Raw genomic sequence first — 13,418 nt, forward strand, 5'->3', positions numbered from 1 at the left:
CAGAAGCGGGTCCCGGACTGCACCAAGGCCCGCGAGGTGCTCGGCTTCGAGGCGACCACGTCGCTGGAGGAGATGCTCGACGAGGTCATCCCGTGGGTGACCGAGGCGGTCAAGGAAGGCCGGCTCTAACCCGAACGGTTGCCGAGCGCCCCGCCTCACGGTGGGGCGCTCGATGGTCGAGGCCACTTCGTGGAAATCGCGGCATGGTGCGGCAGAAGCAATCAAGGCCGTGACCCGCATATCTGCTGGTCACGGCCTTGATTTTGAAGCGCGCCCGAAGGGACTCGAACCCCTAACCTTCTGATCCGTAGTCAGATGCTCTATCCGTTGAGCTACGGGCGCTCGGTTTGCTCGGCCTAGTGTACACACCAGGTTTCGCAGGTCTTGCGCGGAGGCTCCGGGATTCGAACCCGGGATGGGCTTTAAGACCCAAACCGCATTAGCAGTGCGGCGCCATAGACCGAACTAGGCGAAGCCTCCAGCAGTCCCCGTCACCGAAGACCGCCGTACGAGGATACAGTCAGCCCGCGCCGGCCAGCAAAGCGGGTGCGTTGTCCGGGGCTGGCCTGCAAGAGTGCGGCGCGGGGCGCGTTCGGCCGCGGACCATTACGCTCGTGCAGATGGGAGAGGACGCGACCCCGGCGGGGCGTCGGAAAGAGACAAAAAGCACAAAGCCGGATACGGTACCGCCAGAGGCGCCCGCCCGGGCCAAAGCTCTCGGCGACACGGCGCTTCGGTTCGAGCCGCCGCCGCAGGAAGCTTCCGGCGATGAGACGAGCGTCACTCCGCCACGGCCGTGGGTGCCCGCGCCCATCACGCCCTTTGGGCCGGCACAGCCCACTGTCGCGTCGACGCCCTTCCGGGCGAGGGCGCCCGAGCAGCGTCCTTCCGTGAACGACCAGCCACCCGCTGTCGCGTCAGCCCCGGTGGAGCCCGAACCGCCTCGGGAGGTGCCCGCCGAGAAGGCGGCTCCGGTGAAGAAGGCGGCCGCCGCCAAGAAGGCCGCGCCGGCCAAGAAGACCGCGGCCGCGAAGAAGGTCGCACCGGCCGCCGCTGCACTCCCGCCGCAGCCGGAGCCGGAGCCCGTGGTCGCGGCGCCCGTCAAGGTCGAGGCCGAGGCTGAGGCCAAGCCGGCGAAGAAGGCGGCCGCGAAGAAGGTCGCCGCGAAGAAGGCCACCAAGGCGACGAAAGCCACGAAAGCGACGCCGGCGAGCGAGCCCGCACCCAAGCCCGAACCGGAGCCGGTCGCAGCGCCCGAGGCGGTCGCCGAAACCCAGCCGGAACCGGAGCCGACCCCGGCGTCCGAGCCCGAGCCGGTCGTCGCATCCGAGGAAAACACCGAACCCGAAGGGACCATCGAGCCCAAGGCGCACGACGAAGCCGAGGAGCGGGTCGACAGCGCGAATGTTTCAGATGGCGCGGAAGCGCCTGAAACCGACGAAGCTGAGCAAAGTGCCGCTGTCGGGGTAGTCCGCCTTAGGTCGGGTGCGTTCGATCCGGCCTATTTGCCCGAGATGCTGGCGTTGGCGGCAGTTGAGAAGCTTGGGGCGGCGGCGCGGCGGCGTGTTTCGTGGTACCAGGTCACCTATCCGGAGGCGGACGGTGACGCCGTGTCGCGGGCCATCACCCGCGAGTTCGTGCGGCGGGCGCGCCGGCAAGGGTTCGCGGCCGGGCTGGCCGGGACCGCGGGGATCATCGTCGAGGCCGCCGGGGTCGCCTGGCTGCAGGCCCAGCTCGTGCTGCACCTGGCCGCCGCGTACGGGCACAATCCCGAGGACGGCCGGCGCGCCGCCGAACTGCTCGTGTTGCAGCGCGTCCACGGCACCGTCGAGACGGCCGAGGCCGCCGTGCGAGCCGCCGACCGCGCCGGAGCCGGGCGGCGGGCCAACTCGCGGATGGGGGCCTCGCGCATGACGGCGCCGCTGGCCCGGGTGGTCGGCGCGGGCATCGTGCGGGCCGCCGCGGCGCGGGCCGCGCGGCGCGTCGTGCCCGGGGCAGGCGCGCTCATCGGGTCCGTCAGCGCGGGCCGCAGCACCGAGCTGCTCGCCGCTCGGGCCGTGCGCTACTACCGCGGCGCGCGACGCTGATAACGAGACTCCGTCGCCTGCTCAACTTCCAGTTCATGGCATAGCCGGTCATTTGACGCCCGTCGGGGGATAAATCCGACAAGTCGTGGCGCGCCAGCGCCCGACTTGTCGAAAAAACCCGAAGCCGCTGAGGTTGCAGAAGCACGGTTAGGGCGATTGCTCCGAATTGTTCTAATTTAAGAAACTGAGATGATCCTTGAGCAGGGCGTATCCGACGAAGGAGACGATGTCGAGGATCGAGTGCGCGACGATGAGCGGCATGACGCGGCGGGTGCGCTGGAAGAAGTAGCCGAACACCACGCCCATCACGAAGTTGCCGATGAACCCGCCGAAGCCCTGGTACAGGTGGTAGGACCCGCGGATGACGGCGCTGGTGGCGATCGCCGGCCACATGCCCCAGTTGAGGTCGCGCAGCCGGGTCAGCAGGTAGCCGATCATGACGACTTCCTCGAGCACACCGTTCTCGATGGCCGCGAGGATCAGCACCGGCACCGACCACCAGTGCTCGCCGAGCGCCTCGGGCACGATCTTCGCGCTGATGCCGAGGTGCTGGGCCGCCCAGACGAGGCCGAGGCCGGGCAGGCCGATGAGCGCGGCGAGGGCGCCGCCCCGCCACAGGTCGCCAACGGGGCGCCGGAAGTCCACACCGATGTCGTGCGGCTCGGGATCACGGCGCAGCAGGTGTACCGCAAGGAGCGCGGGGATGAGCGGGCTCAGGATGTAGTACAGCTGGTACAGCAGGTCGAGCCAGGGCCGGTCGGCTACCACGGTCGGGTTGAGCGTCGCGGTCTGCTGCGACAACGGCGCAATGTAGGTGAGCCGGTCGACGATCCTGATGATCGAGTAGACCGCCGAGGCGCCCAACGAGACGCCGAGCACGAGCAGAACCTCGGAACGCACGGCCCGCCTGTCGATCACGGCGCCAGAGTACTGGGGAAAACTGCGTGCGCGGGTGGGCCGCCCGCGCTCAGCTGTCACCGAAGGCGTCGTACTTGATCCGGATGGCCGGAACCTGGAGCTCGACGAGGGTGCGCAGCGTCGAGCGGACCATCGTCGGGGAGCCGGAGACGAAGAAGTCGTGGTCGCGCCACGGGCCGTAGCGGGCCACGATGTCCGAGATGTTGCCGTGTTCGCCGGGGAAGTCGGGGTCCTCGCTGGTGGCCGCGACCACCGACAGCCACGGGTAGCGCGCGGCCAGCCGGTCGAGGCAGGCCAGGTCGTAGAGGTCGTCGCGGTCCCGCGCACCGAAGAAGACGTGCACCCAGCGGGTGCGGTTGGCCAGCGTCATCTCCTCGATGAGCGCCTTGATCGGGGCGAGGCCCGTGCCGCCGGCGACGCACACGATGTCACGCGTCGAGCGGCGGTCCAGCGTCATCTGGCCCATCGGGGAGCCGATGCGGATCATGTCGCCCGGCCGCACGCGGCGGACCAGGGCCGAGGAGACCCAGCCCGCGCCGACCGCGCGGACGTGGAAGTCGAGGGAGCCGTCCTTGCGGGGCGCGTTGGCGACCGAGTAGGCGCGCCACAGCCGCGGCTGGTACCTGGTCTCCACGCTGACGTACTGGCCGGCGCGGTACTCCAGCGGATGCATCGGCCGGCAGGTGATCACGGCGATGTCCCGGCTGCGCCGCTCGTGGTAGAGCACCTCGGCGTGCCAGTAGGGCGGGTTGGACGAGTCGGCGTCGGCGCCGGCGATCATCCGCTCGGCGATCACCCGGTAGGCGTCGCGCCAGGCCTGGTCGAACTCGAGCGTCCACTGGTCCGCGGCGAACACGCGCAGCGCCTCCAGCAGCGCGCCGCCGACGACGTCGTAATGCTCGGGCTGCACGTGGAACTTGCGGTGGTCGCGGCCGAGCGACTGCAGGTACTCCGCGAACCGGTCCGGGTCGTCGACCGTCTGCACGGCCGTGACGATGGCGCCGAGCAGGCGGGATCGCTGGACGTCCATCTGCACCGGAAACAGCTCCCGAAGCTGCGGGTTGTTGAGGAACACGCGCGCGTAGAAGTACTTGGCGAGCTTGTCCTGCTGTTCCTCGACGAGCGTCCAACTCTCCTTCAGTAATCGCGACAGATTGCTCATCGGTGCCCTTCGCGCTCAACGTAGGTGCCGTCCGCGAATCAGGGTCGCGACCTGCGAAGACCACGCATCGCACCGACTGTGCGACGAGACGTGTGCGGCGGCCACCGAACGGTGGATGTCGCACCGGCTGTCCGGCCACCCCCGCCGCCGGGATGCCACCGTGAGCACAGGATTCGCAGCATCCGGAGGTGGACGGTGCCAACCGTGTCGGAACGCGAGGTTCTCGCCGCGCTGGACGAACGCATGCAGACCCTCGTCCGCCGCCAGGAGATGATGTTCGTCGCCACCGGCGAGCCGGACGACGGACACGACTGCACGTTCGTCACCGGCGGGCCGGGCTTCGTCCGCGTGCTCGGCGCCGACCGGCTGGCCTGGCCGGAGTTCGACGACGCGAGCCTGTCCGACGCCATCAACGAGATTCGCCACGACCCGCGCATCAGCCTGCTGTTCGTCGACTTCGCGCGCGCCGCGGTCGGCCTGCACGTGGGCGGCCGGGCGATGGTGCTCGACGACGACGCGATGCGCCGGGCGTGCCACCGGCTCAACCTCGACCCGGCGCTCGACCTCGTCGCCGAGCGCCGCCCGGATCGCTGGATCACCGTTTACGTCGAGCAGGCGTACCTGTCCGCGGCGGGCGAGCTCGACTGACCTAAACGCACCATAAGACGTAAAGAATCGAACGCATTCATTCACGTTCAACGAGACCTAAAGGGGTTCACACCCGGCTCACCGCCACTCACACTGGGTGGATGGCGCAGAGCCGGGCCGACGCATTTCCATCCTCGCACCGTACGATTCTTCGCGCCGCGGCCCCGCCAGGCCGCGGCCTTTTGCGCGTTCGGCTCGCGCCCATTCACGTGGCGAATCAGCAACCCGCCCTGGAGGAGCAGCGATGACCAGCGACGTGGCCAACGAGAGCAAGACGGTGCCCGAGCGGGGCCTGCGCGCCCGCCGGGCGAGCGAGGTGATGGCGGCGCTCGGCATCGTGCAGTTGGGCGACCCGATCCTCACCGCCGCCGCCCGCCCCTTCGTCCTGCCGCAGGAGCGCGACGAGGCCCTGCGCATCCTGGACCGGCTCAGCGCGATCGCGGATCGGGTCGAGCGGGTGCACAACTTCGCCGGCGGCGTCATGGGCCTGGCCGCGCCGCAGATCGGCGAGCCGCGCTCGATCGCGATCTTCCGGGAGGGCGGCTCGCCCCAGCTCGTGCTCATCAACCCGCAGGTGATCGAGGTCGGGCCGGTCGGCCGGCAGGACTGGGAGGAGCGGACCGAGGGCTGCCTGAGCTTCTTCGACTTCCGCTGCGCGCTGCGCCGGCCGCGCACCGCGGTGATCAGCTACCACACCCCGGCCGGCGACGAGGCGATCGTGACGGTCGACCGCGGGCGGCTGGCGGGCGACGTCCTACACGAGGTGGACCACCTCGGTGGCGTGCTGTGCGTCGACCACGTCGAGCCGGGCGCGCCCTCCGTTTCGCGCGCCTAGCGCGCGGCGGATCTCGCCGACGCCGACCACCGCCAGAGACGGCGCCCAGCGGTGCGCGAGGTCGGAGCGCACGATCGGCGCGACGTTGAGCACCGCGCAGCCGGCGGCGTGCGCGCTCGCAACGCCGAGCGCCGAGTCCTCGACGGCCACGCAGTCGGCCGGGCGCAGACGCAGGGCCGCGACCGCGGCGCTGTAGGGCGCCGGGTGGGGCTTGGGCCGGTGCCCGTCGTCGCCGCAGATCACCGCGTCGAACGCGCCCGGTCCGGCCTCGGCCAGCACGTATCCGACGAGCTCGCGGTAGGTCGAGGTGACCAGCGCCGTGCGCAGCCCGGCGGCGCGGACCTCGGCCAGCAGCTCCCGGGCGCCCGGCAGCCAGTGCACGCCGCGGGCGTAGGCCCGCCGGACCCGGCGCTGCACGGACGCCACGTCGGCGGCGACGTCGTGGCCGGTCCAGCCGAAGTGCCGGTGGATGCGATGCATCGCGAGCGTCGCATCGAGGCCGCTCAGGGAGCGCAGCAGCTCGTCGGTGACCTCGCGGCGGCGCGAGCGCACGAGGGCGGCGTTGGCCGCGCCCCAGATGGGCTCGCTGTCGATCAGCGTGCCGTCAAGGTCGAACAGGACCGCAACCGCCACGCGGGCCATCGTAGCGACGGCCCGCGGGCGGTTCTCACGCGGACAGTTGGTGCCCGACGCCGGGTGCGTACGAGGGTCCGGCCCAGTCGTCCTCCGGCTCCTCGACGGCGCCTTCCGGCCGGCTGCCGCGGAAGCGCCACTCCAGCCGGTAGTAGTCGTGCAGCGTTGCCGCCTCGGTGTGCCAGGAGAAGACCGCGCGGCCGTCCTCCGACAGCTCCTGCGTGATCGGGGTGCGCAGCGGCACCTCCTCCGCCGAGAGCGACGTCTGCACGCCCCAGACCACCGGGCGCATCCGGGCCGGGAACTCGACCTCGACGGTGAGGTGCCGGGTGGGCAGGCGGATCGCCCGCTCGAACCAGTTGCCCCACTTGTCGATGCCGATGTGCCAGGAGTACGCGATGGTGGTCCGCTGCCCCGGGTAGAGCGGGAACCGGCCCTGCGCGTTCTCGAAGAGCAGCCAGAGCTCCTTGAGCGTGTCCCGGTCGGTCTTGGCCCGCCACTCCATCGGCTCGCCGGCGCACGAGGCCACCAGCGACAGCTCGTCGAGCGAGAGCGGGTGGTCGTGGTGGTGGCGGTTGGAGCGCGCCGGGTCGTCCGGGTAGCGGTCGACCGAGATCCGCACGAGGTACCGCGTGATCGGCTCCGTGCCGGCGTTGTAGAGCGCACGGCGGACCGTGCACCGGTACTTGCCGTCGACGTACGACAGCCGGGCGGTCTCCCGCTCGACCACCAGCCCCGTTCCGGGCGGCAGCCACTGGTCCGGCACCGGCGGGTCGCGACCCGGCACGCCGACCCGGCTACGTGCGGTCGCGCGCAGCTCGTCGTACTCCTTGTACCGCTGCCAGACCGCGCCGCCACTCTGCAGGATCGCCTCGGCGCGGCGCGCGAAGTCCTCGGTCGGGCGGTGCCGCCCGGCCTCGACGTGGCTGACGTAGGAGGCGTCGAAACCCATGGCCGCGGCCAGCTGCTTCTTGGACATGCCGCGCTCAACGCGCCACCGCGCGAACTCTGCGACGAACGTCTCCGACGCCCGCTGCACGGGAGAAGGGTCGCTCGTGGTCATGTCCGGTCCAGCCCTACAGGGAGACGGCCCCTGTCCGGTTAGTGTCCACGAGTCCGGCTGTCGACCAGGTCTGCCGGACAGATTCCTGACAAAATGGTTGACAACACCGCCCCATCGGTCTTGATCAACCTCTTTTGGTCACCACCCGCCTCCGACGCGGTGACACTACGTTACGACACCGGGGCCGCCGATGCCCGACAGCAGTAGGGTGGTTAGCCTTACCTAATAGCTGTATCGTGGGCGCTTGGCATGCACATCTGGGGGTACGCAACGGTGGTGAGCACCAGTCGCGCGCACACGACGGGCACCGCGCCGCGGTGCCGTCGAGCCGTGCCTCCGGCCCGCATCGGCGACCCAACGTGACCGCCCTGATCAGCCGAGAGGGCGTCGAGCCCCTCGCGCCGGTGGTCAAGACGCTCGACGCGCTGCAGAACCGGCACGGTAAGGATGCACTCCAGGGACTGGTGCCCGGTCTCGTCGGCCCGGCGGGCGCCGCCGGCTGGCGGCCCGCCGCCGACCTGGACGTCGACGACCTGCTCGAGACCGCAGCCCGGCGCTGGAGCGCGCAGCCGCACGCCGCGGCCGCGCTCGCGTGGAAGTGCTACTCCTACTGGCTCGCCCTGCCGGCGGTGCTCGGCTTCGCCGCGTCCCGTCGTGTACCGCTGATGACGCCCGACCACGTGCTGGTGCGCTACGGCGACCGGCAGCCGTTCCTCACCCTGGGCCTGCGCGCCCCGGTCACGGCGGTGCTGGCCACCGACCCGATCGTCGCCACCGACGCGCCGGGCCTGCTCATCGTCGAGGACGAGGCCGAGCTGCTCGGCGTGCTGCGCCGCTCGCTCGTCGACGCCCACCTGGACCCGCTGCTGGAGGAGTTCCGCAAGCGGGCCCGCATCGGCCGGCGCACGCTGTGGGGCTCGGTCGCCTCCGGCGTGGCCTACGGCCTGTCCCGCGCCGCCGACTCGCTGCCCGGCCCGACGATCCAGATCGCCGAACGGCTGCTGGCCGCGCTCCGCGCCGAGGACCTGGTCGACCTGACGGAGCGCCCGGGCGGCGGCGTGGACATCCAGCGCCGCACCTGCTGCCTGGCCTTCACGCTGCCGACGCCGAAGGTCTGCACGACCTGCTGCATCCGGTCGCACTGACGGGGTCGTGTTTCGCGCCCTGCGCGTTGTGGGTACACGACGTAGGTTGAAGCACATCAGTGATCCAATCTCCACGACGCACGCCGGTCGCATCCGCGCGGGCGACCATCTCTGCCTGCCGTTCGCCAGCGAGGCCGAGCAGCGGGAGGTCGTCTCGGCCTACATCGCCGACGGGCTGCGCCGTGGCGAGCGCGTGCTGTACTTCGCCGATCGGACCCGCCCGGACGCCATCGACGCCTGGCTCGGCCCGCGCGGCGTCGACGGCGCGCTCGCGATCGCCCGCGGCCAGCTCGACGTGCGCCCGGCCGGCGACGGCGCGTTCGACCCGGCCGATGTCGTCGTGGGCATCCGCGACGCCGTGCGCGACGCGCGGGCGGCCGGCTTTCAGGGCCTGCGGCTGACCGGGGAGATGAGCTGGGCGCTGCGCGGCGAGCCCGGCACCGTGCGGCTGCACCAATACGAGTCCGGTGTCGCCTCGACCGTCGTGGACTCGGGCGACCTGGCCGCCGTGTGCCAGTACGACGAGCGACTCTTCGCCCGCGCCGAGCTGCCCGCCCTGCTGGCCCGCCACGCCGGCGTGGTGCGCATCGACCCGCTGCACGACGACCGGCGGCTGCGCATCGTGCCTACCTACTCCCCGCGCGGCCTGCGCATCGGCGGGGTGGTCGACGACGCGACCTCCGCACCGCTCGCCGCCGCGCTCGCGCAGGCCGCCGGCTGGCCGGCCGCGGATCCGCGCCTCGTGCTCGACCTCGCCGAGCTCGACTTCATCGACGTGGCCGGCATCCGGGCGCTCGTGCGCTTCGCCGAGTCCCTCGCGCCCGGGCGCCGCGTCGTGGTCCATCGCATGCCCGCCACGATGCGGCGGGTCCTGACGCTCGTGGACTGGCCGCTCGAGGCATCGGACGAGCCGCCGTGTCCCTGACTCACCAGGCCCTGCTGTTCGACTCGCCGGCGGCGTTCCTCTCGGCCGCGGTGCCGTTCGTGCGCGAGGGGCTGGACCGCGGCGACAGCGTCCTCGCCGTCACCTCCGCCGAGAACGAGGAGCTGCTGCGGGCAAGCCTGGACGGCGAGGTCGAGCGGGTCACGTTCCTGCCCGCCGCCCGCTGGTTCGAATCCCCCGGCCGCACGCTCGACGCGCACCACCGCCGCATCGACTCGCTGCCGGGCTCGACCGGCATCCTGCGCGTACTCGGCGAGCCGGTCTGGGCCGGGCTCGACCCGCTGGAGACCACCGAGTGGGGCCGCTACGAGTCGGTGATGAACGTCGCGCTCGCCGACGCCCCGGCGTGGCTCATGTGCGGGTACGACCGGCGCGCCCTGCCCGAGGCCATCGTCGACGACGCCCTGCGCACCCACCCCACGCTCGCGGTCGGCGCCGGCAGCGAGACCAGCGGCGCGTACGCCGACCCGGTCCACTACTACGCCGAGCGCAACGTCGCGCTGCTGCCGCGCCCCGGTGCCGGCGTCGAGTGGCTCCCCGATTTCGTGGACATGGCGCCGGTACGCCAGTTCGTCGCCGACCACGCCGTGCGCCTCGGCGTGCCGCCCGGCCGCCTCGACGACTTCACGCTGGCGGTCAACGAGATCGCCACCAACGCGGTGCGCCACGGCGCCGGGCGCGGCGAGGTCCGGATGTGGGCCACCGACCGGCGCGTGATCTGCGAGGTCTCCGACACGGGCACCGCCACGGACGGTTTCCTGGGATTCCTGCGCTCCGATCCGAGCGCCGGACAGGGCCACGGGCTGTGGATCGCCCGACAGATCTGCGACCTGCTGGAAATGCACACCGGCGGGCCGGGCACCACGGTTCGGCTGCACATCCGCCGGTACGCCTGAATTGCTGCCGCGAATTGGCGGTCGACGGCGACACCGCGCCTGACCCGTCGCCCCGCCTTTCGCTCGTGGCCATCCACGGCACACGGGGATGAATTCGCTTTTGCATCCCCCCGTTCACTTCTTCATTTCACCTTTGCACCGCGCATTGTGCGGACAGCATCAGCGGACGGATGGACGGGGCGGCGGCCCGGGTAGTTGGATCCGTTGCGATGAGCGACTTCAGCGCGGACTTCGAACTGGACGGCGAGCCGGAGCGCGAGTTCCACCCCGGCGTGGCCAAGCGGATGGCGCACAAGACGGTGGCGGCGGGCGCGTTGATCCGCGACCCGGACGGCCGGTTCCTCTTCGTGGTGCCGAACTACAAGCCGTTCCTGGACATCCCGGGCGGCATCGTCGAGCCCGGCGAGCCACCGTCGGCCGCCTGCGCGCGGGAGGTCGGCGAGGAGATCGGCCTGGACCGCCCGGTCGGCAGGCTGCTGCTGGTGGACTGGACCCCCGGCCGCGGGCCGTGGAGCGACCAGGTGCAGTTCGTCTTCGACGGCGGCGTGCTCGAGCCCGCCGCCGTCATCCGCCCGGCCGCCGACGAGCTGACCGGCTTCCGCTGGGCGACGCTCGAGGAGGCGCGGGCAGATCTGCGGGCCTCGGTCTTCCGCCGGCTCTCCCTTGCCTCGACGGCGATCGCCACCGGCCGGCTGTTGCACGCCGAATACGGGCACCTACTCAGCGGCGCATGATCCTTCCGAGGACCACGGAGGTTCGGCTCTGCACGAAGACTGAAGCCGAGAGAGGGGCGGCCCAGGCGGGCCGCCCCTCTCTTCGTCTTTCTTGGCTTCGCCGTGTCAGTCGTCGAGCCGGTTGAACGGGCGACGGTTGCCGCCGCGCTGGCGGCGACCGTCGGCTGCCGCCAGCTGGCGGGCGTCGTCATAGCCGCCGCCGGCGGCGGCCGGGCAGTAGGCCGTGGCCGCCGCGCGCCGGATCAGTCGTCGAGCCAGTCCAGCGAGCGACGGTTGCCGCCGCCGCGCTGGCGGGCGTCGTCGTAGTCGGCACCACCGCCGCCGCCGGACGGGCCGTAGCCGCCGCGCTGGTCGTAGTCGCCGCCGGCGCCGTTGTAGCCGTTGCCGGCCCGCGGGGGCTCGGGGGCCCGCTCGTAACCGTCGCGCTCGTAGCCGGCGGCCGGCTCGTAACCGCCGCGGGGCTCGTAGCCGCCTCGGCCGGCGTAAGGGCCGTCGTAGTCGCCGCCGCCGCCGTTGTAGGCGCCCTGGCCGCCGCCACCGCCGGCCTGGCCGTAGCCGCTGCCGGCGCTGGGGCCCTGGCCGTAGTCGTCGCCGTAGCCGCCGCCGGCCTGCGCGCTCGGGCCGTAGCCGCCGCGCTGGTCGTAGCCGCCGCCCGCCGGCGGGCCGTCGTTGTAACCGCCGCCGGGGCCGTAGCCGCCGCCCGCGGACGGGCCGTCGCCGTAACCGCCGCCCGCTGAGGGGCCGTCGTAGCCGTTGCCGCCGCCGTAACCGCCACCGCCCTGGCCGCCGGGGCCGTAACCGCCGCCCGCCGAAGGACCGTCATAGCCGTTCGCGCCGTAGCCGCCGCCCGAGGACGGGCCGTTGCCGCCGTAGCCGCCGCGCTCGCCGTAGCCGGCGCCGCCGGGGCCGGCCTGGCCGCCGTAACCGCCGCCTGCCGAAGGGCCGTCGTAGCCGTTGCCGCCGCCGCCGTAACCGCCACCGCCGCCGGGGGCGCCGCCCTGGCCGCCGGGGCCGTAGCCGCCGCCCGCCGAAGGGCCGTCGTAGCCGTTGCCGCCGCCGTAGCCGTTTGCGCCGCCGCCGTAGTTGCCGCCGCCGGTGCCGGGCTCGTAACGCTGGGTCGAGTCGGCGTAGCCGCCGCCACCGCCCCCGCCGTTGTTGTAGTCCGGGCCGTACGGGTCGACCGCGGGGCGCGACGACGGGCCGTAACCCGCACCGCCCGCGCCGCCGGCCGGGCCGCCGGCGCCGCCGTAGCCGCCGCTGGCCATGCCGGCGCGGTCGTTGTAGCCGCCGGCCGACGGGTAGCCGCCCTGGCCGGGCAGGGGCGCGCCATACGGGTCCGGCGGCACGTCGTCGAACCCGCGGCCGGGCCGCACGATCGCGGTCGCGTCGTTGGCGTTGCCGCGGCTGACCATCGTCGGTGCGGGGCCCATGGCGCCGACCATCGTCGGGTCGGCCTGCGGGCGGTAGCCCGGGCGCGCCTGGTTGGGGCCGCCACGGCGCGGCGCCGGGTCGTCGTCGTCGTCGTCATCGTCGTCGCCGCGACGGCGCAGCAGCAGGACGATCGCCACGATGCCGAAGCCGACCAGCAGCACGCCGAGCGCGATCAGGATCCAGGAGACCCCGCCGCCACCGCTGTCGTTCGCGGCGTTGGTGGTCTGGCCGGCGTTGGGGTCGACGCCGCCGGTGGACGGGTTACCGCTCGTGAGGTCACCGACGCTGGGCACCGGCGGTGCCGACTGCGACTCCTCGAGGAGGGGCAGGCCGACCTTGTTGACGTTCACGGACCTGCCGGCGACGCCGGTCACTTCCTTGGACGAGTTCTGGTAGCCGGTCGCGCCGGCGGTGATCGTCAGGGTGCCCGGCGCGATCGGCGCCGACTCGCTGCCGGTGAACTTGAAGTTGCCGGTGTCGCCGGTCGTCAGCTGCCGGCCCTTGCCTGCGCCGTCCTCGAGCACGACGGTCGCGCCCTTGATGCCCTTGCCGGTCGTCGAGTCGGTGATCTGGCCGGTGACCTCGGTGACGGTCGTCGCCGCCTGGGTCGTCGGCGCCGCGTTCGGGCCCTTGAGGTTGACGAAGAACTTGGTGGTGCCCGCGCCGGTGGCCTGGACGGAGCCCTCGAGGTTGGAGAGGTTCTGCCCGGGCTGCAGGCCGCTGGGGCTCTTCGCCACGATCTGGAATGTGATCTTGACCGGGTCGGTCAGCACGTCCGCGGTGCAGTCCACCTGGGTGCCGCCGCCGTTGCCGCAGTTGACGCCATTCGGAATGCCAGATGGCGTCACCGTGATATTGCCATTCGCGGACGGCACTGTCACAGTGACTTTTACGTTTGGTGCGGGTCCGTTGCTCAGCGTGAC

11 protein-coding genes, 2 tRNA genes and 1 pseudogene are annotated in these 13,418 nt (G+C 72.2%); 7 read left to right on the top strand and 7 right to left on the bottom strand.

What is annotated here, in order from left to right; genetic code table 11:
- Nucleotides 1-269: 269 nt before the first annotated feature.
- Nucleotides 270-342, bottom strand: a tRNA-Arg gene (locus ABD901_RS42060).
- Between the two features lie 47 nt (nucleotides 343-389).
- Nucleotides 390-480, bottom strand: a tRNA-Ser gene (locus ABD901_RS42065).
- A gap of 140 nt (nucleotides 481-620) precedes the next feature.
- On the opposite strand from ABD901_RS42065, the gene ABD901_RS42070 reads away from it, so the two are divergent.
- Entirely contained in the window at nucleotides 621-2,087 is a 1,467-nt protein-coding gene (locus ABD901_RS42070; protein ID WP_345136366.1) for a hypothetical protein, read from the top strand.
- Nucleotides 2,088-2,258: 171 nt separating this feature from the next.
- On the opposite strand, the gene ABD901_RS42075 is transcribed toward ABD901_RS42070, so the two are convergent.
- On the bottom strand, nucleotides 2,259-3,005 hold the full coding sequence (locus tag ABD901_RS42075) for a CPBP family intramembrane glutamic endopeptidase (protein WP_345136368.1): 747 nt from the start codon (nucleotides 3,003-3,005) through the stop codon (nucleotides 2,259-2,261).
- 49 nt (nucleotides 3,006-3,054) lie between these two features.
- Entirely contained in the window at nucleotides 3,055-4,167 is a 1,113-nt protein-coding gene (locus ABD901_RS42080) for a globin domain-containing protein (protein ID WP_345136370.1), read from the bottom strand.
- A gap of 204 nt (nucleotides 4,168-4,371) precedes the next feature.
- Between ABD901_RS42080 and ABD901_RS42085 the strand changes: the two genes are divergently transcribed.
- The gene (locus ABD901_RS42085) at nucleotides 4,372-4,815 is read left to right on the top strand and encodes a pyridoxamine 5'-phosphate oxidase family protein (RefSeq protein ID WP_345136372.1); all 444 of its coding nucleotides are present in this window, start codon (nucleotides 4,372-4,374) and stop codon (nucleotides 4,813-4,815) included.
- A 244-nt stretch (nucleotides 4,816-5,059) separates the two neighbouring features.
- A complete protein-coding gene (locus tag ABD901_RS42090; protein WP_345136374.1) occupies nucleotides 5,060-5,650 on the top strand; it encodes a peptide deformylase in 591 nt (196 codons plus the stop codon).
- Here ABD901_RS42090 and ABD901_RS42095 read toward each other — a convergent pair.
- On the bottom strand, nucleotides 5,570-6,283 hold the full coding sequence (locus tag ABD901_RS42095) for an HAD family hydrolase (RefSeq protein ID WP_345136378.1): 714 nt from the start codon (nucleotides 6,281-6,283) through the stop codon (nucleotides 5,570-5,572). The two genes, ABD901_RS42090 and ABD901_RS42095, sit on opposite strands and share 81 nt — an antisense overlap.
- Before the next feature lie 70 nt (nucleotides 6,284-6,353).
- Nucleotides 6,354-7,346: pseudogene (locus ABD901_RS42100) on the bottom strand (helix-turn-helix domain-containing protein); the annotation flags it as partial.
- A gap of 359 nt (nucleotides 7,347-7,705) precedes the next feature.
- On the opposite strand from ABD901_RS42100, the gene ABD901_RS42105 reads away from it, so the two are divergent.
- The 4 genes from ABD901_RS42105 (at nucleotide 7,706) to ABD901_RS42120 (ending at nucleotide 11,064) form a co-directional block, all read left to right on the top strand.
- On the top strand, nucleotides 7,706-8,491 hold the full coding sequence (locus ABD901_RS42105; protein ID WP_345136380.1) for a hypothetical protein: 786 nt from the start codon (nucleotides 7,706-7,708) through the stop codon (nucleotides 8,489-8,491).
- Between the two features lie 46 nt (nucleotides 8,492-8,537).
- Entirely contained in the window at nucleotides 8,538-9,416 is an 879-nt protein-coding gene (locus tag ABD901_RS42110; protein ID WP_345136382.1) for an MEDS domain-containing protein, read from the top strand.
- Nucleotides 9,407-10,330 carry an anti-sigma factor RsbA family regulatory protein gene (locus tag ABD901_RS42115; protein ID WP_345136384.1) on the top strand — a complete coding sequence of 308 codons (924 nt, stop codon included), beginning with the start codon at nucleotides 9,407-9,409 and terminating at the stop codon, nucleotides 10,328-10,330. Before ABD901_RS42110 ends, ABD901_RS42115 begins: the two co-directional genes overlap by 10 nt.
- Nucleotides 10,331-10,539: 209 nt before the next feature.
- Complete coding sequence (locus ABD901_RS42120; RefSeq protein ID WP_345136386.1) at nucleotides 10,540-11,064, top strand: NUDIX domain-containing protein; 525 nt, start codon at nucleotides 10,540-10,542, stop codon at nucleotides 11,062-11,064.
- A 242-nt stretch (nucleotides 11,065-11,306) separates the two neighbouring features.
- Here the strand turns inward: ABD901_RS42120 and ABD901_RS42125 are convergent, their stop codons facing one another.
- Entirely contained in the window at nucleotides 11,307-13,343 is a 2,037-nt protein-coding gene (locus ABD901_RS42125; protein WP_345136388.1) for a carboxypeptidase regulatory-like domain-containing protein, read from the bottom strand.
- Nucleotides 13,344-13,418: the final 75 nt, after the last annotated feature.

Origin of the sequence: Dactylosporangium darangshiense, assembly GCF_039537565.1 — a bacterium.
Classification (GTDB): Bacteria; Actinomycetota; Actinomycetes; order Mycobacteriales; family Micromonosporaceae; genus Dactylosporangium; species Dactylosporangium darangshiense.